Here is a 25,440-nt window from a genome sequence, read left to right as displayed (position 1 = left end):
GGGTTTGCCGCTTTTTATTCTTGTTATGCAAGAGATATAGCAGGTGGCGTGCCAACTTTTTAAAATCCTTTAAAATCAATGGCTTGATATTTTTCGTGAACCTTCGGCAAAGGGCAGTGTCGTGAATCTGTTTCCGTGTTACTCGTTTATGTTTCCAGACGGTAACACCCGGACACATTCATCCCGCCTGCCGTGCCTTGGCGACCCGTGAGCCAGTAACACGTCCCAGCACCGCACAGATTTCCTGGCCGGCGAGGAGCAGCCGATCCAGGTCAACCCCGGTGTGAATGCCCAGGCCGTTGAGCATATAGAGCACGTCTTCGGTGGCGACGTTACCGCTGGCGCCCTTGGCGTAGGGGCAGCCGCCGAGGCCTGCGATGGAGCTGTCGAAGACCTGGATGCCTTCGAGCAGGCTGGCGTAGAGATTGGCCATGGCCTGGCCGTAGGTGTCGTGGAAATGCCCGGCGAGCTTTTCCCGGGGGACGCTGGCCGAGACCACCTCGAACATCCTCCGGGTGGCGCCCGGGGTGCCGGTGCCGATGGTGTCGCCCAGGGACACTTCGTAGCAGCCCATGGCATACAGCTCGCGGGCCACGACGGCGACCTGTTCGGCGGCGACCGGGCCTTCATAGGGGCAGCCGAGCACGCAGGACACGTAGCCGCGCACCGTCACACCGTGCTGGCGGGCGGCATCCATGATCGGCACGAAACGTTCGAGGCTTTCACGGATGGAACAGTTGATATTGCGTTGGGAAAAGGCTTCGGACGCGGCGGCGAATACCGCCACCTCCTTGACCCCGGCGGCCACGGCGTCTTCGAAACCGTGCAGGTTGGGGGCCAGGGCGCCGTAGGTGACCCCGGGCTTGCGCTGGATCCGGGCAAAGACCTCGGCGGAACCGGCCATCTGCGGTACCCATTTGGGTGAGACGAAGCTGCCGACTTCGATGTAGCCCAGGCCCGCGTCGGTGAGGCGGTCCACCAGGCGGACCTTGTCGGCCACGCTGATGGGTTGGGCTTCGTTCTGCAGGCCGTCGCGGGGACCGACTTCGATCAGGCGTACGTGGCTGGGTAGTGACATGGGGATACCTTTGCGCAAAGAGGGGGGGTGGGAGCCGGCTGGTCGGAACGCCGCGCCGCGGCGATGGCGTCGGTACAGGCAACGCAGGGTTCGAGGGCCCCATCGCCGGCAAGCCGGCTCCTACAGGGGGATCTGGGTTTCAAGGGTCTGTGCCAGGGCCTGATGGCAGCGCTCCTCGGCGGTGTCGAGTTCCAGCTGCATCTGCTCGATATCGAGCAGTTGCTGCTCCAGCTGCGCCCGACGCTCGGTGATTTTCGCCAGCATGCTGTTGAGCTGCTTCTGGTTGCCGCTGCTGGGGTCGTAGAGCTCGATCAACTCGCGGCATTCGGCCAGGGAAAAGCCGATGCGCTTACCGCGCAGAATCAGTTTCAGGGTCACCTTGTCCCGGGCCGAGTAGATGCGTTCCAGGCCCTTTCGTTCAGGGCTGAGCAGGCCTTGCTCTTCATAGAAACGAATGGCCCGGGTGGTGATGTCGAGCTCGCGAGCGAGATCGGAAATGCTGTAGGTCTGGCTGCTCATGAAAGCGCTCGAGAAAGGTCATGGCGCTAAGCTAAAGGCTGCTTGACGTAAACGTCAAGCAGATCAGGCTTGATGTAGGAGCGAGCTTGCTCGCGATGGTGGCCCCGACACCGTGCTTGTGTGGGAGCGGAGCTTGCCCGCGAAGCTTTTAGCGATCTTAAGGCCGCCTTCGCGGGCAAGCTCCGCTCCCACAGGGCATGCATTCAGATTGCATTGCCCTCTGGCTCAGGCCTTGTCGAGTTTCTTCTCATGGGCGGTGACCTGCTGGCACAGCTCGATCATCTGCTCGCGCATCCAGCGATTGGCCGGATCCTGGTCGGTGCTTTCGTGCCAATAGAGGTGGGTTTCCACCGGCGGCACGTCATTGACTGGTAACTGGAAGTAATGCAGGTCATGGCGGCGGGCGAAGCGCTCCGGCACGGTCATGACCATGTCGGTCTGCTGCAACACCTGCGAGGCCATCAGGTAATGCTGCGAACGCAGGGCGATCTTGCGCTGGATGCCCATCTTGCCCAGGGCCAGGTCGACATAGCCCAGGCCATTGCGCCGGCTGGAGATATGGATGTGGGTCAGCCCCATGTAATCGTCCAGGGTCAGCTTGTCCTTGCCGGCCAGCGCATGGCCCTTGCGCATGGCACAGACATAGCGGTCTTCCATCAGCTTGACATGCCGCACCTGCGGGTCGGTGTTGAGCGGCGCGTCGACGGCGAAATCGATACGCCCGGCGGCCAGCTCCTTGGTGGTCTCGCGGCGCTTGGAGAGGAAGCTCTCGATCGCCACCGTCGGTGCCAGGCGGCGCAGGCGCTGGAACAGCGGCGGCAGAATCACCGCCTCGGTCAGGTCGGTCATGCTGATGCGGTAGGTCTTGTTCGCCTGCAATGGGTTGAAGATCCGGCTTTCCTGCACCGAAATACGCAGCAGCGAGAGGGCATTGCGCACCGGGCCGATGATGTTCTGGGCCATTGGCGTCGGCACCATGCCCTGGGCGGTACGCACGAACAGCGGGTCGTTGAAGGTCTCGCGCAAGCGGGCCAGAGCGTTGGACACCGCCGGTTGGGTGATGCCGACGATCTGCCCGGCGCGGGTCAGGTTGGCTTCGGTATAGATGGCGTCGAAGACGATGAAAAGGTTGAGGTCGACCTTGCTCAGATTCATTTCGCGGCGCTCTTATTGTTAGGGTTCGATCAACCGATCATATATCGGTGATGAATGTTAATACACGCCGAGAATAGCTTTGGTAAATTTTCGTAGCTGAACTAGCATCGATTTCATGACCCCGACCACCTACTCAAGAAGGTAGCTGCCCATGGATTTCGCTTATTCGCCCAAGGTTCAGGAACTGCGTGAACGTGTGACCGCGTTTATGGACGCTTATGTGTATCCGGCCGAACCAGTGTTCGAACGCCAGGTCGCCGAAGGCGATCGCTGGCAGCCCACCGCGATCATGGAAGAGCTCAAGGCCCGCGCCAAGGCCGAAGGTCTGTGGAACCTGTTCCTGCCGGAGTCCGAACTGGGCGCCGGCCTGACCAACCTGGAATATGCCCCCCTGGCGGAAATCATGGGCCGCTCGCTGCTCGGGCCGGAGCCGTTCAACTGCTCGGCGCCGGACACCGGCAATATGGAAGTGCTGGTGCGTTATGCCAATGAAGAACAGAAGCAGCGCTGGCTGGAGCCGCTGCTGCGCGGCGAGATCCGCTCCGCGTTCGCCATGACCGAGCCGGACGTGGCCTCGTCCGACGCCACCAATATGGCCGCCCGCGCCGAGCGCCAGGGTGATGAGTGGGTGATCAACGGCAAGAAGTGGTGGACTTCCGGTGCTTGCGATCCGCGTTGCAAGATCCTGGTGTTCATGGGCCTGAGCAACCCGGATGCGCCGCGTCACCAGCAGCACTCGATGATTCTGGTACCGGTGGATACCCCCGGGGTGAAGATCGTTCGTCCATTGCCGGTGTTCGGTTACGACGACGCCCCCCACGGTCACGCCGAGGTGCTGTTCGAGAACGTGCGGGTGCCTTACGAAAACGTGCTGTTGGGCGAGGGCCGTGGTTTCGAGATCGCCCAGGGTCGCCTTGGCCCGGGCCGGATTCACCACTGCATGCGTTCCATCGGCATGGCCGAGCGGGCGTTGGAGCTGATGTGCAAACGCGCGGTCAACCGTACTGCGTTTGGCCGGCCGTTGGCCCGCCTGGGCGGTAATATCGACAAGATCGCCGATTCGCGGATGGAGATCGACATGGCGCGCCTGCTGACCCTGAAGGCGGCCTTCATGATGGACACCGCCGGTAACAAGGTGGCGAAAAGCGAAATCGCGCAGATCAAGGTAGTGGCGCCGAACGTGGCTTTGAAGGTGATCGACCGGGCGATCCAGATCCACGGTGGGGCCGGGGTTTCCAACGACTTCCCACTGGCCTATATGTACGCCATGCAACGAACCCTGCGCCTGGCCGACGGCCCGGATGAAGTGCACCGGGCGGCGATCGGCAAATACGAGATCGGCAAATATGTGCCGCGCGAGATGATGCGCTCGGAACGCTGAGACCTGCGTCTGTAGGAGCTGGCTTGCCAGCGATGAGGCCGGTGAGGGCGATGCAAGTCTCAAGGGCCTCATCGCCGGCAAGCCGGCTCCCACACATGTCGCCGTGCTCTGAGAGTGCCGCTCTCAGTAAACCCAGACCTCGACCCGGCGGTTCTTGATGCGGCCTTCATCCGCGGTGTTGGCCGCCACCGGCATCTGCGCACCGAGGCCCTGGATATCGCGAAACACCACGCCGCCCTTCACCAGTTCCCGACGTACCGCCATGGCCCGCAGCTTGGACAGCAGGGCGGCGCGGGCCGGATCGTTCTTGGCGTCGCCAAAGCCCACCAGGGTCACCTGTTTGTTCAGCTTACCCTGGGCATGCAGGTAATCCAGGACCCGCAGCACATCCTGGCGAGCCTTGTTGTCCAGGCTGGCGCTACCTTCCTCGAAGCGAAAATTCACCGACAGCCGCTGCGCCTCTTTCGCCAGTGCCTGGTATTCCGGCGACATTGCCGGGCCGGGAGTCACTGGCATGGCTTGCACCGTCTGCGCGACAAACCCGTTGCCGGCGACAATCGCCTGGCCCGCCGGGCTTTGCGCGAAGCGCACCAGGGACACGGCCCAAGGGTTCTGGCGGTTGGGCGGCAAGTAGAAGAACAGTCGCCGCGACAGCGGATAATCCTCGGTGGCAATCAGGCTGGCGAGGGGCAGCATCGCTTGCGAATCGCCATCGACGATGGCCAGGGCCTTGGCCTGGCGCACATAGGGCAGGCCGATAAAACCGATCCCCTGGTGATCCTGGCTGACCGCGTCGGACAACTGTTCGCTGGATTCGAAACGCTGGGCGCCAGTGGCCAGGGATTTGCCGTGACGGGCCAGTACCAGTTCCTTGAAGGTGTCCCAGGTCCCGGACTTTTCATCGCGGGCATAGAGGTGAATGGCACCGCCGATCCCGCCCAGTTCTTCCCAGGTTTTCACTTCGCCGGAAAAGATGCTTGCCAGCTCTTCGGTGTTCAGTCGGCTCAACGGGTTTTGTGGGTGCAGGATAATCGCCACGCCGTCGATGGCGATGACTTGCTCGGCGTCGGGGTTTTTCAGATCGCCGAGGCTGGCGAGGTCAGTCAGTTCCGCCTCCTTGATGGGGCGTGAGGAGGCGGCGAGGTCCGCGGTAGCGGCTTTCAGGGCGCTGAAACCGGTGCTGGAGCCATGGGCGGCGACTTCGACCCGCACCCGGCGCCCTTGTTCGGTGGTGGCAAGCACGCGCTGTTCGTTGTCCTTGCCGGTATTGGCCAGGTGTACGCCGTGCAGGCCCTGTTCTTCGAGCCAGCCCTTGACCAGCGCCGGCCCGAGGTCGGCGCCGATGGTGTTGGAGCCCTGGATGCGCAGCGCCGGGCCGTCGTCGGGCGGCGCGGGCAGGGCCGCCAGGGTCAGGGCGGGGAGACCGCAGAGGATCAGCAGTGAGAGCGCGCGCAGCATGGGGCCTGCACCTTTTGTGGGTCAGAGTGCTGCAAGAATAAGTCAGTCGGGTTGCAGCTAAATGACAGGGTGGGGTGAGCCATCTGTAGCGGTGATGGTGTTTGTTCTGGCCTCTTCGCGGGCAAGCTCCGCTCCCACAGGGACCGAGTCACACCGCAAACTCTCGGTCAGCCCCGGACATTGTGGGAGCGCAGCTTGCCCGCGAAGAGGCCCTCAAGCCCGAACGCCGAATCAGCCCAGTTCCAGCCAGATCGGCGCATGGTCGGAAGGCTTTTCCATGCCGCGCAATTCATAGTCAACCCCACCGGCCTTGACCCGTGACAGCAAACCATTCGAGGCCATGATCACGTCGATCCGCAGGCCACGCTTGGGCTCGTCTTCAAAACCGCGGCTGCGGTAGTCGAACCAGCTGAAGCGGTCATTCACCTCGGGGTACAGGTGCCGGAAGCTGTCCACCAAGCCCCAGTTCTTCAGGCGGGCCAGCCATTCACGCTCTTCCGGCAGGAAGCTGCACTTGCCGGTTTTCAGCCAGCGCTTGGCGTTGTCGGCACCGATGCCGATATCGCAGTCTTCCGGGGAGATATTGATATCGCCCATCACCACCAGCGGCTGGTCCTGCTTGAACTGGCTTTCCAGCAGCTGTTGCAGGTCCTGGTAGAAGCGTTCCTTGGCCGGGAACTTGGTCGGATGGTCGCGGCTTTCGCCCTGGGGGAAGTAGCCGTTCATGATGGTCACCGGCGTGCCGTTTTCATCGGCGAAGGTGCCCCAGATAAAACGCTTCTGGGCTTCCTCATCGTCGCCCTCGAAACCCTTGTGCAGGCTCAGCGGCGCCTGGCGCGAGAGCAGTGCCACGCCGTAATGGCCTTTCTGACCATGAAAATGCACGTGGTAACCCAGGGCTTCGACTTCGGCCTGTGGAAACTGCTCATCGCAGACCTTGGTTTCCTGCAGGCCGATAACGTCCGGTTGGTGTTTCTCGATCAGCGCCGCCAACTGATGGGGCCGGGCGCGCAAGCCGTTGATGTTGAACGAGACGATTTTCATGGGCGGCAATCCTGGCAAAACAGCGATGCTAGCCGACAAGTCCGGCGACGGCCAGCGTGGCGGGAGTACCGATGCACTGCTAACGTTCTCTCAAATCGTCGCGGCAGGCGCCGCGGCCAGGGAGATGGATCGCCATGTCGGATCTGCCAGAGATCACCGCCCAAATCCATTTGCTCGACGGCGGTTATTCACGGGAAGCGCGTTCCCTGTTGTACCAGGCCTATCGGCATGAGCCGACTTTTGCCTATCTGTTCGAGGCCGAGCGCCCGGGCTACGAGCAGCGGGTCCGGGCCACGGTGCGCGAGCGGGTCAAGCAGCACTTTCTCGAGGATCTGCCGGCCATCGGGCTGCTGGTCAACGACCGCCTGATCGGCATTGCGCTGATCGCCCCGCCACAGCGTCGCCTGGACATTACCGAAAGCTGGGTCTGGCGCATGCGCATGGTGCTGAGCACCGGTTTTCGCTGTACCCGCCGTTACCTGGAGTACCAGCAGGCGGTGCTGGCGAGTCTGCCGTCGGATTCGGTGCATGTGCTGCCGTTGCTGGGTATCCACCCGCAATTTCAGGGCCAGCAATATGGTGAGCAACTGCTGACGGCGGTGCACAATTGGTGCGCCGAGGACCCGCACTCCCAAGGCGTGGTGCTCGATACCGGCAACCCGCGCTATCTTGAGTTCTACAAGCGCCAGGGCTATGAGGACATTGGTGAGGTGGCGGTGGGACCGATCCGCGAGCACGTGTTTTATCACGCCAATCCACAGGTGTTACAAACAGCAATGGCTTGACTGTCGAACTTTCCGGTCGGTTTCGCGTTCTATGACGGCCTTAACCCAGCCCGTGATAGCATCCGCGCCTATGATGTTTCCCCTAAGATTGACCGGCGGTTTGCTCCTGCTTTGTTGCAGCATCGCGGCCCTGGCGCAAAGTGAACTCGATGTACGGGTCAAGCCGGCGAATGACGAGTTGAAGGCCAATGTGGAAGGCTACATTGGCAGCCTCGGTAACCGTGGCGAAAATGCCCTGCGACGTTTCAGCCGCGGTGCGCAGGAGCAGGCACGCAAGGCCGCCCAGGCGCTCGGCTATTATCAGCCGCGGATCGAGACTGAAGTCGAAGCCGGCAAGACGCCCCGGCTGATCCTCAGCATCGACCCCGGCGAACCGGTGCACCTGCGCAACGTCACCGTGCGCATCGAAGGCCCGGCCGCCAGCCTCAAGGCTTTCCGGGTGCCCAAGAGTGACACCCTGAAACCCGGTGCCGTGCTCAACCATGGGCACTACGAGGACGCCAAGCGGCTGATCCTCAACCAGGCCTCGCGCTACGGATTCTTCAGCGGACGCTTTATCAGTCAGAAGCTGATCGTCGATCCCCAGGCGGGCATCGCCGATATCGAGCTGATCTATGACAGCGGTCCGCGCTATTCCCTGGGTCCGGTGCATTTCGCCGGTGACACCCCCTTCGACGAAGACCTGCTGCATCGCATGGTGCCGTTCAAGGCCGGAACCCCTTACGATTCCGAACTGATTGCCGAGCTCAACCAGGCCCTGCAATCGAGCGGCTACTTCGAAGGCGTGCGGGTGGACGCGGCCCCGATGGCGGCCAAGGAGCAGGTGATTCCGGTGGAGGTTCAGCTCGATACCCGCAAGCCGCGCACCATGGGCCTGGGCCTGGGGTATTCGACTGACGTCGGGCCCCGCGTCAAGGCCAACTGGACCCGCCACTGGGTCAATGCCCAGGGTGACAGCTACGGCATTGAAAGCGAGGTGTCCGCGCCCCGGCAGAATATCGGCCTCTGGTACGACCATCCGCTGGACCCGCCGCTCACCGACAAGCTGCGTTGGGCCGCCGGCTACCAGTACGAAGAAATCGCCAATACCGACAGCCTGAGCAAGTTGTTCACCATCGGCCCGGAATGGCACAGCAAATTACCCAGCGGCTGGCAGCGTGTGATTTCGCTCAAGTGGCAGCGTGAGGAGTATCGCCTCGGCGATGACTCGGGCCTGAGTACTTTGCTGATGCCAGGCATCAATTATTCTTACCTGCGCAGCGACAACCGTATCGATCCGCACCACGGCTATCGTCTGGAGTTCGACAGCAAGGTCGCCAAGGAAGGCCTGGCCTCGGACAATAACCTGTTGTACGGCACGGCGACGCTCAAGGGCTTGACCACGGTCTGGGATAACCATCGCTTCCTTGGTCGGATCCAGTTCGGTGGCAGCGCCACCAACGGCTACAGGAACGTGCCGCCGTCCCTGCGTTTCTTCGCCGGTGGCGACCAGAGCGTGCGCGGCTACGACTACCAGAGCCTGTCGCCGGAAAACGCCGAGGGTGACCGCGTCGGTGGGCGCTACATGGTGGCCGGCAGTCTTGAATACCAATATTCCATCGCCGAGAAATGGCGGGTCGCGACCTTCGTCGACCAGGGCAACTCGTTCAACACCCTGGACTTGCCAAGCCTCAAGACCGGCGTCGGCATCGGCGTGCGCTGGGTTTCGCCGGTGGGGCCGATCCGCCTCGACCTGGCCCATGCGCTGGACGATCCCGGCGGTATCCGTTTGCACTTTTCCATGGGGCCTGAGTTGTGAAGCGGGGTTTGAAAGTACTCGGCCTGGCGGTTGTCTTGCTGATCCTGCTGTTGCTGGTGTCGTTGGGGTTGCTGTTGGGAACCCAGGTCGGCAGTCGTTGGGCGTTGGCGCAAGTGCCGGGCTTGAGCGTGGAAAATTTCCAGGGCCATTTGGGTGGCCAGTGGCGTGCCGATTATTTGCTCTGGCAACAAGGCGCTAATCGGGTCGAATTGCAGCAGCCGCGTTTCAATTGGTCACCGCTGTGCCTGACGCACTTTGTGCTGTGTGTCGATCAGTTGGAAGTCGATCGGGTCGAGCTGCGGTTCGAACCGGGCGCGCCGGCCGAGAGCGGGCCGCTGAGCTTGCCGACGCTGAAATTGCCGGTGGCGATCGAGTTGCGCCAGGTGCGTATCGGCAGCCTGTGGCTCGATGGCAGCGAGCAGCTCAAGGAGTTGCAACTGGCCGCGCACTGGACCGCCCAGGGCTTGCAGATCGATACCGTGCATCTGCGGCACGATGACCTCAGCCTGGACCTGTCCGGGCTGCTGCAACCGAGCGGCGACTGGCCACTGACGGCCGAGGGCAAGTTGCTGTTGCCGGCGCCGGGCGGCGTGCCTTGGGCCCTGGCGCTGGAGGTGCAGGGCGATCTGCTCAAGACCCTCAAGCTCAAGGCCAACAGCAGCGGTTATCTGCAGGGCCAACTGACCGGCGAACTGGAGGCCCTGGCCGAGCACCTGCCGGCCCGGGTGCGAATCAGTGCCGATGGCTTCAAGGCCAGCGCCGATTTGCCCGATACCTTGCAACTCAATCAGCTTGAACTCACGGGCAGCGGCAACCTGAAAGACGGTTATCAGCTCCAGGGCAAAGCCGTGCTGCCGGCCGAACAAGGCTCCGTCGACCTGAACCTGCAAGCTCGGGTCGATGCGCAGGGCGCACAGATCGCCGCGCTGGACCTGACGGCCGATGCCAGGCAGCGGCTGAAACTCAGCGCCGAACTGGACTGGCAGAAGGGCTTCAGCGCCGATGCCAAGGTCGACTGGCTGGACTTCCCCTGGCACCGCCTGTACCCGCTGATCGAGGAGCCGGCGGTCAAGGCACGGACCCTGATCGGCGAAGTGCATTACCGCGATGGCAACTACCTGGGCTATGTCCAGGCCGACCTCGACGGCCCGGCGGGCAAGTTCAGCCTGCTGACGCCGTTCAGTGGCGACCTGAAACAGATCGCCCTGCCGCAGCTTGAACTGACGGCGGGGCAGGGCAAGGCCAGCGGGCACCTGAACCTGCAATTTGCCGACGGTATCGCCTGGGACAGCGCGTTGGACCTCAGTGCACTCAACCCGGCGTACTGGCTGGCGGAGTTGCCCGGGACCCTGGCTGGGCCGCTGCGCAGCAAGGGCGAATTGAAGAACCAGCAGCTTGTCCTTGAGGCCAATATCGACCTCAAGGGCAAACTGCGCGGGCAACCGGCGCAGCTCCAGGCCAAGGCCAGCGGCAAAGGCGCGCAATGGACCCTCGGCGCCCTGGATATCCGCCTGGGCGACAACCGCATCCAGGGCAGCGGCAGTCTGCAACAACGCCTGGCCGGGCAGCTCGATCTCAACCTGCCGCGCCTGGGCCAGCTCTGGCCGCAATTGCGTGGGCAGGTCAAAGGTCGAGTCGATCTCGCCGGCAGCCTCAAGGCGCCGCAAGGCAAGGTCAGCCTGCACGGCCAGCAACTGCTGTTCGCCGATAACCGCCTGCGGGACTTCAGTCTCGAGGCCAACCTCGACAGCGCCCAACGGGGCCGGTTGGACCTCAAGGGCGACGGTATCCAGGTCGGCGACACGGCCCTGGGCACCCTGACCTTGCAAGGGCAGGGCGATCTCAAGCGTCAGCAGGCGCAACTCGATCTGCAAGGGCCGCTGTTGAAGCTGGCCCTGGACCTGGACGGCGCCCTCGACAAAGGCAACTGGCGCGGACGCCTGGTCTCCGGCGATGTACAGACCGGCGGCCAGGACTGGAAACTGCAGAATCCGGCCAAACTCGAATACCTCGCCGATGGCCGGCTGAACTTCGGCAGCCACTGCTGGCTGTCGGGGCAGGCCAGCCTCTGTGGCGAGGATCAGCGGCTGATGCCCGAGCCGCGTTTGCGTTATCACCTCAAGCAGTTTCCCCTGGAGAGCCTGGGGCAATGGTTGCCCCGCGACTTCGCCTGGCAGGGCCGGCTCAATGCCGATCTGCAACTGGACCTGCCGGCCAGCGGCCCCAAGGGGCAGATCATGATCGATGCCAGCGGCGGCACCTTGCGCCTGCGCGAACGGCGCAAGTGGCTGGATTTCCCCTACGAGACCCTCAAACTGACCAGCAACCTGACCCCGCGACGGGTCGACACGCTGGTGGATTTTCGCGGTGGCAAACTCGGCGAACTGATGCTCCAGGCGCAGATCAATCCTCTGGTGAAGAATAAGCCCCTGACTGGCGATTTCCGCCTCAGTGGCCTCGACCTCAGCGTGGCCCGGCCGTTCGTGCGTAAGGTCGAGACCCTGGCCGGGCGCCTGGATGGCAGCGGGCGTTTGTCTGGTGGCTTGCTGGCGCCCAAGGTCAACGGCAACCTGACCCTGAGTGGCGGCGAGATTTCCGGCGCGGAAGTGCCCACCACGGTCAAGGACTTGCAGGTACAGGCGCAGATTGCCGGGGAAAACGTCCAGCTCAAGGGCCGTTGGACCGGCGGCGATGCCGGGCACGGCAGCCTCAGCGGGCACATCGACTGGACCGATGCGCTGCAGCTGGAATTGGCGATCAAGGGCTCGCAGTTGCCGGTCAGCGTCGAGCCCTATGCGGCGCTGGAAGTGGCACCGGACCTGACGCTGTCGATGCACGGCGACAAGCTGGCGATTGCCGGCAAGGTCCATGTGCCCAAGGGCGCGATCACCGTGCGTGAGCTGCCGCCGTCGACGGTCAAGGTCTCGGACGACACGGTGATCGTCGGCCATCAGACCGAAGCGGGCAAGACGCCGCTGACGATGTCCATGGATATCGACGTGCTGGTGGGGGAGGACAAGCTCAGCTTCAACGGCTTCGGCCTGAGCGCCGACTTGCAGGGGCAGGTGCATATCGGTGACAACCTCGACACCCGTGGCGAGCTGCGGCTCAACGACGGACGCTACAGTGCCTATGGCCAGCGCCTGACCATCCGCCGGGCACGGTTGCTGTTTGCCGGGCCCATCGATCAGCCTTATCTGGATATCGAGGCGATTCGCCAGACCGGTGACGTGATCGCCGGTATTCGCTTGAGCGGCAGTGCTGAACAACCGACCACGCAGATTTTCTCGGAACCGGCCATGAGCCAGGAGCAGGCGCTGTCCTACCTGGTGTTGGGGCGGCCGTTGAGCACCACCGGCGAAGACAGCAATATGCTGGCCCAGGCGGCGTTGGGCTTGGGTTTGATGGGCAGTTCCGGATTGACCGGCGACCTGGCGAAGAACCTGGGTATCGAGGATTTTGCCCTCGATACCCAGGGCAGTGGCAGCAGCACGGCGGTGGTGGCCAGCGGCAAGATCAGCGAGAAGCTGAGCTTGCGCTATGGGGTGGGGGTGTTCGAACCGGCCAATACCATCGCCTTGCGCTATCTGTTGAGCAAGCGCGTGTATCTGGAGGCGGCGAGTGGCGTGGCCAGTTCCCTGGATATTTTCTACAAGCGCGATTTTTGAGGAATGGCACTCATTCCCGATGTTGGAGAGACGGTTGTATGGGAGCGGAGCTTGTATGGGCGGTGAGCTGGAGCTTTTGTGGGAGCGGAGCTTGCCCGCGAAGAGGCCCTTGAGGCCGCTAAAAGCTTCGCGGGCAAGCTCCGCTCCCACATTAGGTGCCGTTGTGTTCTCGTGGTCAGGGTTCTACGGACGGCTGCTCAGCGATTGAGGCCCTGCATCACCGCTTCCGGATAACGCAGCCCCGCCGTGACACCCGCCGGGAAAATCGCCTCCAGGGCCTGCAACTCGGCCGGGCTCAGCTTCACATCCAATGCCGCCACGTTCTCTTCCAGGTACTTGCGCTGCTTGGTCCCGGGAATCGGGATCAGGTAGTCGCCCTGGGCCAATACCCAGGCCAGCGCCAGTTGCCCGGCCGTCACGCCTTTTTCCGCGGCCAATGCCTGGACCTGCTCCACCAGCCGCAGGTTGCGGGCGAAGTTCTCGCCCTGGAAGCGCGGGCTGAACCGACGATAGTCATCGGCGGCAAAGTCGTCCGGGCTCTTCAGCGCGCCGGTCAGGAAACCGCGCCCCAATGGGCTGTAGGGCACAAAGGCAATCCCCAGGCGTTGGCAGGCGGCCAGGCAGCCGTTGTCCTCCTGGTCGCGGCTCCACAACGAGTATTCGCTTTGCAGGGCACTGATCGGATGCACTCGATGGGCCCGCTCCAGGGTCTCGGCCGAGGCCTCGCTCAAACCCAGGTAACGAACCTTGCCGGCCTTGACCAGCTCGGCCATGGCGCCGACGGTTTCCTCAATGGCCACGTCCGGGTCGATGCGGTGCTGGTAGTACAGGTCCAGGGTCTCCACGCCGAGGCGCTTGAGGGTGCCATCGATGGCCGTGCGAATGTATTCCGGCTTGCCGCTGACCCCTCGGTACGCCGGCTTGGCCGGGTCACGCAGGATGCCGAACTTGCTGGCCAGGAACACCTGCTCGCGTTTGCCGGCGATGGCTTGGCCGATCAGTTCTTCGTTGCTGTGGGGGCCGTACATGTCGGCGGTATCGAGCAGGGTCACGCCCAGCTCCAGGGCTCGATGCAGGGTCGCGGTGGCTTCGCGGGTGTCACTGCCGGTGGTATAGAAATCGGTCATGCCCATGCAGCCGAGGCCGATGGCGGAGACCTGCGGGCCGTTCTTGCCGAGTTGACGAGTGTGCATGGTGTGGCTCCTGTGGGATTTCCTGCAGTGTGGACCTCGACAAAAGCGCGATAAACCGGCTAAAAGCACTATCACTATTCGTAAAATCCCAATAATGGAGGGCCGATGGATCGCTTCCACGCCATGCGGGTCTTTACCCGAATCGTCGAACTGGGCGGTTTCGCCAAGGCCGCCGACAGCCTGCAAGTGCCCCGGGCCTCGGTGACGGTGCTGGTCAAACAACTGGAAGCGCATCTGGGCGTGCAGTTGCTGCACCGCACCACCCGCCAGGTCAGCACCACCCTCGATGGCGCGGCCTATTACCAGCGCTGCGTGCGGTTGCTGGCCGACCTGGAGGAAACCGAGGCGGTGTTTTCCACGGCTCGAGAGAATCCGCGCGGCACCCTGCGGGTCGATATGCCGGCGGGTATCGGCCGCTTGATCGTGATCCCGGTATTGCCTGAGTTCACCGAGCGTTATCCGCTGATCGAGTTGGAAATCGGCCTGAATGACCGGCCGGTGGAGCTGATCCGCGACGGTATCGATTGCGTGCTGCGTGGCGGCCTGGCCCTTGACGATTCGCTGGTGGCCCGGCCGTTGGTGCGGGTCGAGCAAGTGACCTGTGCCAGTCCGGCCTATATCGAACGCATGGGCATGCCGACCTCGCTGGCGGATCTGGCGGGGCATCGGATGGTCGAGTATTTTTCCAGCGTGACCGGCAAGCGCTTCGGATTGGAGTTCCAGCACGACGGGCAATTGCAGGCGATCGACCTGCCCAAGCGGCTCTCGGTCAGCAGTGCCGACGGTTACCTGGCGGCGTGTGAAGCCGGTTATGGGCTGGTGCAGATTCCCTACTACCACGTGGTCGAACAGCTGCGCAGTGGCCAGTTGTGCGAAGTGTTGCGCGAGTACCCTGCGCCCGGATTGCCATTGAGCGCGATGTATCCGCCGCATCGACAGATGTCGGCGCGGGTACGGGTGTTTGTCGATTGGCTGGTGGAGATCTGTACCCGACCGGGTAACGGGTTTGGGCGGTGAGGGGACGGTTGATTACCGTCCCCGGTAGCGGCGATCAGCGGCGATAGTAGCCGCCACCACCATAGTAACGATGGCCATGATCGTGCCAGCCTCCATCACCGGGAAGGATGATGCAACCGCTCAGGGACATAACGATCAGCAGGGGAATCAGCAGTGTGATTCGACGAAACATGGATAAATCCTCATGGGTGAAGCCGGGAAGCTAAAACATTTCCCCGGCTGTAATATGAGACCCCGTTTGTGTCGTTTCATTCATCGGCCTTTGTAGGTCGTTGGTATGTATTCTGATACAAACTGGATACATTGACGGCTTCAGGCTTTAACTTTCAGGAATAGGTAATGACTCAATCGCAGCGCTTGAAATACTCGATTCTGATTTCCCTGGTGGTGCTGGGGATCATGTTCGGCCTGTCCTATCTGCAAAACACCGGGGTCATCAGCGAGAAGCTGTTCCAGTACATCGCCATTGGCGTGGCGGTGCTCGTGGTGGTAATCAACGGTGTGATGCGACGCAAGGTCAAGCCCTGAACTCAGTTGCCGAGATCCGCGGCCTGCGGCGTGGCGTCCTGTAACGCCAGGATCGCGGTCGCATCCGGGTGCAGGCTGTAGCTCTTGTCCGCGTTGAGTACCACGACGCCCTCGCTGCACAGGCGCTTGAGCACCTCGCGCACGCTGAGGAAGGACAAGGGAATGCCCAGTTCCAGCAAATAGCTGTGAACCCCGCGCACACCCAACCGACGATTGTCTTCGCCGGCGCTCAGCAGGGCGTCGATGACTTTGAGCCGGATCAGGCTGGTGCGTAAACCGAAGTGTTTGAGCAACTGACGGATGCGGTTATTGCCGCCGCGTTCGGCAGGTTTGGCCAACATGGCGCCCGAGCTGTAGGAAGGATCGCGTTGCAAAGAATTACCGTCCGTTGACCTGTGCTGGTCGTACATGCAAAAACTCCTTTTCAAAGTCTGATCAGGAATGTGATGTCGGCTCTCCTGGATAAGGACGAGCGAGACGGATAAATCATGAAGCCTCGAATGTAGAAAATTTGTCGGTATCCGGTCACAGACAGGTGATAGCACCTGGATATCCCTCAAGTTTCATCTTCAGACTCGTCCTTGCTGGGCAATGGGCGGGTAGAGGGTGTCTTGTCTTTCCTTGAGCGTGATATTTATCCTGTTCATATCATTCAGTTCTGAAAGTGGCTTTATTCATGACCCGGGCTGCCATGACAATCGGCACCACACCTTCATGGAGTTCATGTCATGCCCAAGTCCATCGTTGCCGCGCTGCAAATCGGTTCCCTGCCGGGAGGCAAGGGAGACACCCTGGAACAGATCCTTGGCTATGAGCGCGCGATCATCGACGCCGGCGCCTGCCTGGTGGTGATGCCCGAAGCCTTGCTGGGTGGCTACCCCAAGGGCGAAACCTTCGGCACCCAGTTGGGTTATCGGTTGCCCGAGGGCCGTGAGGCTTTCGCTCGTTATCACGCCAATGCCATCGATGTACCGGGCGCCGAGACCGACGCCCTGGCGCAGTTGTCCGCCCGCACCGGGGCGAGCCTGGTGCTCGGGGTCATCGAGCGCGCGGGGTCTACCTTGTATTGCACGGTGCTGTTCTTCGAGCCCCAGGCTGGACTGGTGGCCAAGCACCGCAAGCTGATGCCTACCGGCACCGAGCGGCTGATCTGGGGCAAGGGCGATGGTTCGACCTTGCCCGTGGTAGAGGGCAAGGCCGGGCGGATCGGTTCGGCGGTCTGTTGGGAAAACTACATGCCGCTGCTGCGCACGGCCATGTATGCCAAGGGCGTTGAGGTCTGGTGTGCGCCGACGGTGGATGAGCGGGAGATGTGGCAGGTCACGATGCGCCATATCGCCTGTGAAGGCCGCTGCTTCGTGGTCACCGCCTGCCAGGTGCAGCCTTCGCCAGAGGACCTGGGCATCGAGGTGGCCAACTGGCCGGCGCAGCGGCCGTTGATCAACGGTGGCAGCCTGATTGTCGGGCCCATGGGCGAGGTGTTGGCCGGGCCCTTGGTCGGCCAGGCGGGCCTGTTGAGCGCGCAGATCGACACCGAGCAACTGGTCCGCGCCCGCTATGACTTCGACGTCACCGGCCACTACGCGCGCCCGGATGTGTTCGAGTTGCAGGTGGACGAGCGGGCCAAACCTGGCGTGCGCTTTATCCAGGATTGATCAACGCGAGCGTTGCCACTCTTCGCCGCTGCCCAGAGATTGCCGGGCATCGGCGATCTGGTTGAGCGGAACATTATTTTGACGCGCCCGATAGTAATGGTCGTTATATTGACGGTCCGCGACGATTACCTACACTTGATTATCACCTGCTACAGCATTTTTCGCAGTCCGTTGGTTTTTCTACGTTAAGGAGAAGACAAATGGCTCGCTCGAAAAAATGGTGGTGGGGTTTACCGTTACTCGCTTTGCTGTGGTTGGCTGCACTTTGGATAACAACGCCTGAAGTCGAACAGGATTTGCAGACCCGCGTGGGGAGTGCAATTGATCGTGCTCCCGTTGCTGTCGCCGGACGTGACGTGACCCTGCCCAATGCAACATCACAAACCCGTGACACGGCTGATCAAACCTATGGTGTCAGACAAGTTGTCGGCACCCTGGGCGAACAGCCCGTGACACCGGCCGATAGCGATATTGGCCGCCCACCCGAAGTAGTCCCCGCCGCGCCGCCCGCCCCGACAACACCCCTTGCCGAAGAGCCCCTGGCCAATCCACCGAGTGCAGTCGGCGCTGTCGATGCCAAGGTCTGCGAACAGCAATTCGCTGCTGCGTTGAATCAATACAAAGTGCTGTTCGACACGGCCCAGGACATCTTGTCAGCGGCTTCGCAAACGGCGCTGGATGCGCTGGTGGCCACCGCCAAACAGTGTCCCGACGAGCAGTTCGAAGTCGATGGCTACACCGACAACACCGGCAAGGCCGCTTTCAACCTGGGACTTTCCCAGCGTCGGGCCGAAGCCGTCGTCACTTATCTGGCTCAACATGGCGTGACCCCGCAACACTTGAAAGCCGCGGGATTTGGCGAAGCCAATCCGGTGGCGTCCAACGACACGCCAGAAGGCCAGGCACAAAATCGTCGGATAGAAATAAAGGTAATGGATGACAGCACTATGACCGCCCCGACTGACGCTAAATAACCAGGAGCAACCATCATGAGTTATTTACTTGAACAGTATTGGGGCTGGATGCTGCTGGCCGGGATCCTCGGCGTGCTGGTGGGCTGGCTCGCCAGTCAGACCGCACCCCATGTCCACTGGGTCGCCGGCTGGTTGCATGCGGCGTTATGGATCTTTGCCATCGGCGTGGTTGCCGCCGTGCTCAAGTTGTTACCAGGGCGTGCTGGGTTATGGCTGGAAAGTGCCTTGCTGTTGTTTGCTGCTTACCTGGTCGGTTGCTGGCTCAGTGCCTGGATTCGCTCCATGCTGGCGGCCGATGCCGCCACCAGCACCGCGGGCTCAAGGCCCGGAACCCGGGCGGCGGTCACCGATGCGGCGGGTATAGGCAGCCGTCCGCTGGTCATGGAAAAACCCACCGGGACACTCGATAACCTGAAGTTGATTTCAGGGGTGGGCCATAAAAATGAAGCGCTGCTGCACGAGCTGGGCATCTACCGATTTTCCCAGATCGCCCAATGGACAGAGCCGCAGGTGCACTGGATAGAGCACTACTTCAGCTTTCCAGGGCGGGTCGAGCGTGAGGACTGGCGAGGTCAGGCGCGGATACTGGCGCAGGGCATTGAAACCGAGTTTGCCAAGCGGGTGAGAAGAGGCGAGGTCGATACTTCTGAAGATTGAAGTCGTAACACGTCAATCATGACCGAACACCGCTCCCACAAAGCTGTGTTCGGCCTTGGCCACCGGGCACCCGTTCGGATGGCGACAAGCCGCTGTGCTCCTGACAATTGCTGACAGGAGGCTCTGCTAAGCTGCGGTCCTTCTCCCAGCCAGAGGTCGCCCACCGTGTCCCGCACTTCGCGCCTACTGACCTTGCTCCAGGTCTTGCGCGCCAAAAGCCGTCCGGCCACCGCCGCGGCCCTGGCCCGCGAGCTGGAGATTTCCGAGCGCACGGTCTATCGCGATATCGCCGAACTCAGCGCCCTCGGCGCGCCGATCCAGGGCGAGGCGGGTGTCGGCTACGTCTTGCGCAGCGGCTTGTTCCTGCCGCCGCTGATGCTCAATGCCGATGAGACCGAGGCCATCGTGCTCGGCCTGCAATATGTCGATCAACGCGGTGACGAGGTGCTGAGCAAGGCCGCCTCCGATGCCCTGGCCAAGATCGCCGCGGTGTTGGCGCCGGCCGCCCAGGAGGCCCTGCGCAATCCGACCCTGCTGCCTGGGCCGCGCGGTTATGGCTACCCGGACAATGCGGTGCCGTTGAATGTGTTTCGCCAGGCCATTCGTGAGCAAGCCAAGCTGCACATCGACTACGCCGACGTGAACAAGGTGCCCAGCCAGCGGCTGATCTGGCCCCTGGCCCTGGGGTTTATGAACGAGGCGCGGGTGGTGGTCGCCTGGTGTGAGTTGCGCCAGGCCTTCCGGACCTTTCGCACCGATCGTATCGCCACGGCCCGGGAGCAGGGCGAGCGTTATCCGGGCCGGCGCAGCGACCTGCTACGGCAATGGCGCAAGCTGTTCGACCAGGATGAACACGAGCGTTTCACTCCTGACAAAAACTGACGGAGGAGTGGTCTAGGATGGTTCCACTTTCTACCAGCAAGGAGCTGTGAACAGCATGACCACTCAAACTTCGCTGCTCGCCCCGGCCATCGAGGCCTATATCAGCGCCGCCAATGCCCGCGACAGTTCGGCGGTGGCCAGTTTCTTCGCCGAGGACGCGAATGTCTTCGATGAAGGCCATCACCGCGTCGGCACCCTCGCCATCGCCCAGTGGATGGACGAAACCGCGCGTAAATACCAGCCCCGGGTCGAAGTCCTCGACGTCGCGCAACGCACCGGCAAGGTGCTGGTCAAGCAACGGGTCTCGGGAACTTTCCCTGGCGGTTCGGTGGAGTTGCGTTACGTATTCCGGCTCAACGAGCAGGGCAAGATCGCCCGGCTGGATATTTCCCTCTAGGACAAGCTGGCATACTGCACGGCTTCCCGGTTGCGAGCCTGCACGACGCCATGACTGTCGATTCTCCCTTGAGTGCCTACCGCGCGGCTGTCGAGCAGCGCGGCTTTCTCCACGACCAGGCCCAATGGCAGGCGGTGCAGACGTTACAGCGCTGCCATGCGGCGTTGCATGCGGGCCAGGTGCCCAAGGGGGTTTATCTCTGGGGGCCGGTCGGGCGAGGCAAGACCTGGCTGATGGATCAATTCCACCAGACCTTGCGCGTGCCGTCGCGGCGCCAGCATTTCCATCACTTCATGAGCTGGGTCCACCAGCGCTCGTTCCAGCTCAGCGGTATCGCCGACCCGCTGCGGGCCCTGGCCCGTGAGCTGGCCGCAGAGGTGCGGGTGCTGTGTTTCGATGAGCTGTTCGTCAACGATATCGGCGATGCGATCATTCTCGGGCGGCTGTTCCAGGTGATGTTCGATGAGGGCGTGGTGATTGTTGCCACCTCCAACCAACCGCCGCCGCAGCTCTATGCCGGCGGTTTCAACCGCGAGCGTTTCCTGCCGGCGATTGCCGCGATCGAACAGCATATGGAGGTGGTGGATGTCGATGGCGGCGAAGATCATCGCCTGCATCCGGGCGTCGGGGTGCGGCGTTACTGGGTCGACCCCGAGGGGGCGTCGGCTCAGCTTGCCGAAGCGTTCATGACGCTGACCGCCGGGCAGCCACTGTCTGCTGAACCGGTGGCCATGGGGTATCGGACTTTGGCGGTGGTGCAGGCGTCACCGAGCGTACTCTGGTGCCGTTATGCCGAGCTCTGCGAGCAAGCGCTGGCGGCCATGGATTTCATGGCGTTGTGTGATCGCTACACGGCGATTTTCCTCAGCGAGGTGCCCAACCTCAGTGCCCGCCAGCGTCCCGGGCGGATCGCCCGCGGCACTGAGGACGCGGCCCGGCGCGTTGATGCCGGCGACCGCGAGTTGCCGCAATTGTCGGTACATGACGATAGCGTACGGCGCTTCATTGCCCTGGTGGACGAGTGCTACGACCGCAAGGTGCCACTGTACATCGCCGCCCAGGTACCGCTGGATGAGCTGTACACCGAAGGCTACCTGGCGTTTCCATTTCGCCGCACCCTCAGCCGTTTGCGCGAGATGCAGTTGCAGCGCTTCACCCCGCAATCAGCCAACCCTGAATAAGCGTGCCAGCCCACAAGGCCAGCAGCATCAGCAACTGGGCCGGTACGACCCGGCGAGCGAAGGCGCCGCCGCCACTGGACCAGGCCATGGCACATTTGGACAGGGTGTTGGTGCCGAGGGTCGCCAGAATCGGCAAGCGCGCGCCTTCGGCCGACAGTTGGCCGGATTTGACCAGCGCCGCCACCGAGGCCGATGTCGAGTGGACATCGGCCAGGCCACCGAGCATCGAGGCGACAAACAATCCCGAGGTGCCAAAGTGGGCCTGCATAACGCTGGTTATGATAAACAGGCTGGAGATGCCGGCGGCGACCGTCAGTGTCAGTTTGAGGTTGAAGGCATGGCCGACGTTGATCGGCGGACTTATGTCCGCATTGCCGCGCTTCATCAGCCACAGTGCGTAGAACGAGGCCACCGCGCTACCCAGCAGCAGGGGCAGCCAGAGCTGGGCAAGGGTGTGCGGGCTGATGGCACCCAACACCAGGCCGAGCAGGAGCAGGGTGGCCAGGTTCGACAGAATCGCCGCACTGGCGGTCTGCTGCATGAGTTCGGGTTGTTGGCGGGCCCGGTTGCCCATGGCGGCGATGGTCGCGACACTCGAAACGAAGCCGGAGGCGAATCCGGCCAGGCTCAAGCCGTAGCGGGGCCCCAGTACCCGGATAGCAATATGCCCCAGGGCGCTGACCCCCATCATCAGTACCGTCAGCAGGCAGATCGATCTGGGGTTGATGGCTTGGTAGGGGCCGATGAAAGCGTCGGGCACCAGGGGCATGATCACCAGCGCCGCGGTGGCCAGGATCAGCCCATCCTTGACTTCGGTTTCGCTCAATTGGTTCAGGGCGAATCGGTGCAGGCTTTGCCGGAAATTCAGCAACAGGGTCAGAATCACCGCCAGGGCCACCGCCAGGCCGGCCTTGCTGTTGCACAAAGCGCCCAGCAGCAGGACCAGCAGCAAGGCGACCCCGGTGGTCATGCCGGGGTCCTGGGCGCGCCGCTTGAAGTAGGCCATGCTGGCGAGCAGAGCCAGAGCCAGGGTCAGGGCGCTGAGCAACAAAGGCCCGCCGAGCAGTTGGCCGACATAGCCGAGCAGGGAGGTCACGGCGAAGGTGCGCAGGCCGGCGAAGCGGCGGTCCGCACCTTCGCCTTTCTTGCGTTCGCGTTCGAACCCGACCAGCAGGCCCAGGCCCAGGGCCGAGGCCAGGTTGGTGGCGTGAGTAAAGGTTTCCATACTGCGGACCCCTGTGTGTCAGCTCAGGGTGAGGTCTGGCGGGCATCGGGCATTTGATATTCATCAAGGCGGCGAAAGGACAAGGTCATCTTTGTCTGATCGCGTCCGAGGGGCCGCCTTGACGTAAATCAAGCTCGCGAAGCCGGCGCGCTTCATCATGAGCGCACTGTCTCGATCTCCCTTTGAAGGTGGGATTTGCCCGGTGGTATTCAAGTCAGTGCCGCCGTTGGCCGGGAACCTGTTGCCCAGAGGTGCGCCATGTCCGACTACCACCGTATTCTTTTGCTGGCTCCCGCCGAGATGAACCGCAGCCCGGCTTTCGAGCGGGCCACCGAACTGGCCCTGTCCAGCGGGGCGGCCTTGCATATCCTGGCCTTCGATTACGTGCCGACCCTCGATGTGGCCACGTTGTTCGATCAGAAAGCCATGAGCCAGGCCCGCGAGGGCTACCTGGACCTGCATCGCCGCTGGCTGCATCAGGAGGTGGATCGCCTGCGAAGCCGGGGCCTGGATGTGAGCTGCAATATTTTCTGGCGTCATCATCCCTTGCAACCGATCCTCGAGTACGTCCGTGACCTGGGCATCGACCTGCTGATCAAGGATGTCCATCTGGAGTCGGGGCTCAAGCGACTATTCGCCACGCCGCTGGACTGGCAGTTGTTGCGTGATTGCCCGGTTCCCGTGCATCTGGTGGCGGGTCACAGCCACCCGTTGCCGCGTCATGTCCTGGTCGCGGTGGATTTAGGCGGGGAACAGACCGAGGAACGCTTCAACGACACCCTGGTCCAGGCCGGGCTGGCGTTTGCCCGGCAATGCGCGGCGACGTTCAGCCTGGTGCATGTGCATGACAAGTCCCGCTCCTATGTCCACGAGATGGGCTGGGGGACCCTGCCGATGGCCGAGGGCCTGGAAATGGCCAGCCGCGCCGATGAGCAGCAGGGGTTCAGGGCCTTGGCGGAGCGCAACGGGGTCGGAAAAAACCAGCGGCATTTCCTCAGCGGCTCGGTCATCGACGCCCTCGGCACCTTTGTCGAGCACAACGCGGTGGATGTCATGGTGATGGGCACTCGTCATTCCCATGGCCTGGACAGTATTCTCGGTAGCACCGCGGAAAATATCCTCTATCGCAGCCCGTGCAGCCTGCTGGCCCTGAGCCCGATGCGTCCAGCCTGAAAGGGCGCCTGGCGAGGACCGGAAACGGTGTCCTTGCCAGGCGGTAACGAGCGGTCAGGCTTACAGCGACAGCCGGTGAATAACCTGGGTCGCATCATCGGGGTCGCGTTCGCGGTTGAAGTGCAGGTCGTCGGCCAGCTTGCGCATGTGCACGTTGGACGCGCTGTCGATGGAGTACATCCGGGTAAAGTGATTCTGGCGCGCCGCCGCGATCAGGTGCTTCATCAGAAGCGTGCCCAGGCCGCGATGTTGCCAGTCATCGGCAACGGTAATAGCGCACTCGCATTCGTGCTCGGCGCCCGAGGCGGCATAGCGGCTGATCCCCACTTCACGCAACTGGCCATTGTCATGGGCCAGGGCCACGTAGGCCACGCGGTTGTGGGTGTCGACATTCATCAACTGGTTCATCAGGACTGGGCTGGGATCGACGATTTCGCCGAGAAAGCGCTGGTGGCGCGATTCCGGGGACAGTCGCTGGATAAAGGCCTTTTCCCGCTCGCGGTCCTCGGCACGCAGGGGCCGGATCAGGACATGGGTACCATCCTGCAGGCTTTCGATCCAGTGTTCGCCCGTCACCGAGGAAAAGTCGGGCAGGTTCAGGATAGGGGGATTGAGGTCGGGCATGATCAGAACTCCTCGAACAGGTACGGTCGTGGGCCGGTATCGGTGTTCTGTTTTTACGCCACGGCGGGTGCCCACGCTTGATTCAAGTCAAGCACGGGCATAACTGCCTGGCTACAACGGGTTACCGTGCTGGCCGCAACCGGCGATCAGCGCCTTCAAGCCGATCGGGTCAAGGATTTTCACCTCCCGTGCATGGACCTCCAGCAGGTTCAGCTCCCGCAACCGGGCGATGCCGCGACTGATGGTTTCCAGGCGCAGGCCCAGGTAAGAGCCGATTTCTTCGCGGCGCATTCTCAGGATGAAGTTGAAGGGCGAGTATCCGCGTAGGGCCAGGCGTTGCGAGAGATTGAGGAAAAATGCCGCCAGGCGCTCATCCGAGTTCATATTGCCCATCATCAACAGCAAACTGTGGTCCCTGACGATTTCCCGGCTCATCAATTTGTTCAGGTTGTGCTGCAGGGAGGGCAGGTCCCGGGACAAGCGTTCCAGCTGCGAGAAATGGATCGGGCAGACTTCGCTGTCCTCCAACGCCACGGCATTGCAGGCGTGGCGGTCTTCACTGATGGCATCCATGCCGAGCATTTCCCCGGTCATTTGAAAGCCGGTGACCTGCTCGCGGCCATCCTCCGAGGTCAGGGTGGTCTTGAAAAAACCCAGGCGTACCGCGTAAAGGGCGTGCAGCGGATCGCCCTGGCGGTAGAGGGTATTGCCTTTCTTGATCTTCACGCGTTGCACGATCAGGTCATCCAGGCGCTTGACCTCGGTATCGTTCAAGCCCAGGGGCAGGCACAGCTCCAGTACGCTGCAATTGGCACACGCTGATTTCAGGCCCGAGGGCCTGAGTTTGAGATATTCCTGATTGTCCACGGGGAGTTCCTCTGTATATAGGGGAGAGGGCATCCAATTCGGGAGGAAACACCGATAAAACAGGGCCGTCGGTTCAGACTAGCAGGTGCGACGGGTTGTTTGAGATAAATCAAGCGAGCGCTCGTGAAGTGGGGCGATGGTAAATCGTGGATTGTCTATTTCCCTTCCTTGGAGCCCCGTC

At 62.3% G+C, this 25,440-nt stretch carries 24 protein-coding genes; 13 read left to right on the top strand and 11 right to left on the bottom strand.

Annotated features, from left to right (window positions below):
* Window positions 1-178: 178 nt before the first annotated feature.
* From AC07T0_RS25690 to AC07T0_RS25680, 3 genes are all read right to left on the bottom strand, one after another.
* The gene (locus tag AC07T0_RS25690; protein WP_495003821.1) at window positions 179-1,078 is read right to left on the bottom strand and encodes a hydroxymethylglutaryl-CoA lyase; all 900 of its coding nucleotides are present in this window, start codon (window positions 1,076-1,078) and stop codon (window positions 179-181) included.
* A 120-nt stretch (window positions 1,079-1,198) separates the two neighbouring features.
* The gene (locus AC07T0_RS25685) at window positions 1,199-1,597 is read right to left on the bottom strand and encodes a MerR family transcriptional regulator (RefSeq protein ID WP_495003820.1); all 399 of its coding nucleotides are present in this window, start codon (window positions 1,595-1,597) and stop codon (window positions 1,199-1,201) included.
* A gap of 225 nt (window positions 1,598-1,822) precedes the next feature.
* Window positions 1,823-2,752: a LysR family transcriptional regulator gene (locus AC07T0_RS25680; RefSeq protein ID WP_495003819.1), complete on the bottom strand. Its 930-nt coding sequence runs from the start codon at window positions 2,750-2,752 to the stop codon at window positions 1,823-1,825.
* Between the two features lie 151 nt (window positions 2,753-2,903).
* Between AC07T0_RS25680 and AC07T0_RS25675 the strand changes: the two genes are divergently transcribed.
* Window positions 2,904-4,133, top strand: coding sequence for an acyl-CoA dehydrogenase (locus AC07T0_RS25675; RefSeq protein ID WP_100943900.1), 1,230 nt, complete (start codon window positions 2,904-2,906; stop codon window positions 4,131-4,133).
* Between the two features lie 123 nt (window positions 4,134-4,256).
* On the opposite strand, the gene AC07T0_RS25670 is transcribed toward AC07T0_RS25675, so the two are convergent.
* Window positions 4,257-5,591, bottom strand: a complete 1,335-nt coding sequence (locus AC07T0_RS25670; protein WP_495003818.1) for a substrate-binding domain-containing protein — start codon at window positions 5,589-5,591, stop codon at window positions 4,257-4,259.
* A 231-nt stretch (window positions 5,592-5,822) separates the two neighbouring features.
* Complete coding sequence (xthA, locus tag AC07T0_RS25665; protein WP_495003817.1) at window positions 5,823-6,635, bottom strand: exodeoxyribonuclease III; 813 nt, start codon at window positions 6,633-6,635, stop codon at window positions 5,823-5,825.
* Window positions 6,636-6,769: 134 nt separating this feature from the next.
* Here xthA and AC07T0_RS25660 point away from each other — a divergent pair, with 134 nt between their 5' ends.
* The 3 genes from AC07T0_RS25660 to AC07T0_RS25650 all read left to right on the top strand — a co-directional run bounded on the left by AC07T0_RS25660 (window position 6,770) and on the right by AC07T0_RS25650 (window position 12,886).
* Complete coding sequence (locus tag AC07T0_RS25660) at window positions 6,770-7,420, top strand: GNAT family N-acetyltransferase (protein WP_495003816.1); 651 nt, start codon at window positions 6,770-6,772, stop codon at window positions 7,418-7,420.
* Between the two features lie 70 nt (window positions 7,421-7,490).
* Window positions 7,491-9,218 (top strand): autotransporter assembly complex protein TamA, encoded by a 1,728-nt coding sequence (locus tag AC07T0_RS25655; RefSeq protein ID WP_495003815.1) that lies wholly within the window; start codon window positions 7,491-7,493, stop codon window positions 9,216-9,218.
* Window positions 9,215-12,886 (top strand): translocation/assembly module TamB domain-containing protein, encoded by a 3,672-nt coding sequence (locus AC07T0_RS25650; protein ID WP_495003814.1) that lies wholly within the window; start codon window positions 9,215-9,217, stop codon window positions 12,884-12,886. The genes AC07T0_RS25655 and AC07T0_RS25650 overlap by 4 nt, the downstream gene beginning before the upstream one ends.
* A gap of 197 nt (window positions 12,887-13,083) precedes the next feature.
* Here the strand turns inward: AC07T0_RS25650 and AC07T0_RS25645 are convergent, their stop codons facing one another.
* Window positions 13,084-14,079 carry an aldo/keto reductase gene (locus tag AC07T0_RS25645; RefSeq protein WP_495003813.1) on the bottom strand — a complete coding sequence of 332 codons (996 nt, stop codon included), beginning with the start codon at window positions 14,077-14,079 and terminating at the stop codon, window positions 13,084-13,086.
* Between the two features lie 105 nt (window positions 14,080-14,184).
* Here AC07T0_RS25645 and AC07T0_RS25640 point away from each other — a divergent pair, with 105 nt between their 5' ends.
* A complete protein-coding gene (locus AC07T0_RS25640) occupies window positions 14,185-15,096 on the top strand; it encodes a LysR family transcriptional regulator (protein WP_495003812.1) in 912 nt (303 codons plus the stop codon).
* Window positions 15,097-15,130: 34 nt separating this feature from the next.
* Here AC07T0_RS25640 and AC07T0_RS25635 read toward each other — a convergent pair whose 3' ends face one another.
* Window positions 15,131-15,268 (bottom strand): hypothetical protein, encoded by a 138-nt coding sequence (locus tag AC07T0_RS25635; protein WP_495003811.1) that lies wholly within the window; start codon window positions 15,266-15,268, stop codon window positions 15,131-15,133.
* Between the two features lie 167 nt (window positions 15,269-15,435).
* Between AC07T0_RS25635 and AC07T0_RS25630 the strand changes: the two genes are divergently transcribed.
* Window positions 15,436-15,624 carry a hypothetical protein gene (locus AC07T0_RS25630; protein ID WP_100943910.1) on the top strand — a complete coding sequence of 63 codons (189 nt, stop codon included), beginning with the start codon at window positions 15,436-15,438 and terminating at the stop codon, window positions 15,622-15,624.
* Window positions 15,625-15,626: 2 nt separating this feature from the next.
* Here AC07T0_RS25630 and AC07T0_RS25625 read toward each other — a convergent pair whose 3' ends face one another.
* Window positions 15,627-16,034, bottom strand: coding sequence for a fe2+ zn2+ uptake regulation protein (locus tag AC07T0_RS25625; protein WP_495003810.1), 408 nt, complete (start codon window positions 16,032-16,034; stop codon window positions 15,627-15,629).
* A 318-nt stretch (window positions 16,035-16,352) separates the two neighbouring features.
* Between AC07T0_RS25625 and AC07T0_RS25620 the strand changes: the two genes are divergently transcribed.
* From AC07T0_RS25620 to zapE, 6 genes are all read left to right on the top strand, one after another.
* Entirely contained in the window at window positions 16,353-17,279 is a 927-nt protein-coding gene (locus AC07T0_RS25620) for a carbon-nitrogen hydrolase family protein (RefSeq protein WP_495003809.1), read from the top strand.
* A gap of 200 nt (window positions 17,280-17,479) precedes the next feature.
* The gene (locus AC07T0_RS25615; protein ID WP_495003808.1) at window positions 17,480-18,253 is read left to right on the top strand and encodes an OmpA family protein; all 774 of its coding nucleotides are present in this window, start codon (window positions 17,480-17,482) and stop codon (window positions 18,251-18,253) included.
* Between the two features lie 15 nt (window positions 18,254-18,268).
* The gene (locus AC07T0_RS25610) at window positions 18,269-18,910 is read left to right on the top strand and encodes a helix-hairpin-helix domain-containing protein (protein WP_495003807.1); all 642 of its coding nucleotides are present in this window, start codon (window positions 18,269-18,271) and stop codon (window positions 18,908-18,910) included.
* A 165-nt stretch (window positions 18,911-19,075) separates the two neighbouring features.
* Complete coding sequence (locus tag AC07T0_RS25605; protein ID WP_495003806.1) at window positions 19,076-19,792, top strand: helix-turn-helix transcriptional regulator; 717 nt, start codon at window positions 19,076-19,078, stop codon at window positions 19,790-19,792.
* Between the two features lie 55 nt (window positions 19,793-19,847).
* Entirely contained in the window at window positions 19,848-20,189 is a 342-nt protein-coding gene (locus AC07T0_RS25600) for a nuclear transport factor 2 family protein (RefSeq protein ID WP_495003805.1), read from the top strand.
* 50 nt (window positions 20,190-20,239) lie between these two features.
* Window positions 20,240-21,370 carry a cell division protein ZapE gene (gene zapE, locus AC07T0_RS25595; RefSeq protein WP_495003804.1) on the top strand — a complete coding sequence of 377 codons (1,131 nt, stop codon included), beginning with the start codon at window positions 20,240-20,242 and terminating at the stop codon, window positions 21,368-21,370.
* Here zapE and AC07T0_RS25590 read toward each other — a convergent pair.
* Window positions 21,342-22,595: an MgtC/SapB family protein gene (locus tag AC07T0_RS25590; RefSeq protein ID WP_495003803.1), complete on the bottom strand. Its 1,254-nt coding sequence runs from the start codon at window positions 22,593-22,595 to the stop codon at window positions 21,342-21,344. The genes zapE and AC07T0_RS25590 overlap by 29 nt on opposite strands.
* Before the next feature lie 258 nt (window positions 22,596-22,853).
* Between AC07T0_RS25590 and AC07T0_RS25585 the strand changes: the two genes are divergently transcribed.
* Window positions 22,854-23,768, top strand: coding sequence for a universal stress protein (locus tag AC07T0_RS25585; protein WP_495003802.1), 915 nt, complete (start codon window positions 22,854-22,856; stop codon window positions 23,766-23,768).
* A gap of 60 nt (window positions 23,769-23,828) precedes the next feature.
* On the opposite strand, the gene AC07T0_RS25580 is transcribed toward AC07T0_RS25585, so the two are convergent.
* Both AC07T0_RS25580 and fnr read right to left on the bottom strand, forming a co-directional pair.
* Window positions 23,829-24,392, bottom strand: coding sequence for a GNAT family N-acetyltransferase (locus AC07T0_RS25580; RefSeq protein ID WP_495003801.1), 564 nt, complete (start codon window positions 24,390-24,392; stop codon window positions 23,829-23,831).
* Window positions 24,393-24,503: 111 nt separating this feature from the next.
* Window positions 24,504-25,259 carry a fumarate/nitrate reduction transcriptional regulator Fnr gene (gene fnr, locus AC07T0_RS25575; protein WP_495003800.1) on the bottom strand — a complete coding sequence of 252 codons (756 nt, stop codon included), beginning with the start codon at window positions 25,257-25,259 and terminating at the stop codon, window positions 24,504-24,506.
* Window positions 25,260-25,440: the final 181 nt, after the last annotated feature.

Source organism: Pseudomonas sp. GW821-FHT04D07, from assembly GCF_059420225.1.
Note: the sequence above shows the minus strand (reverse complement) of the source record. Positions and strands in the feature narration are given on the sequence as shown.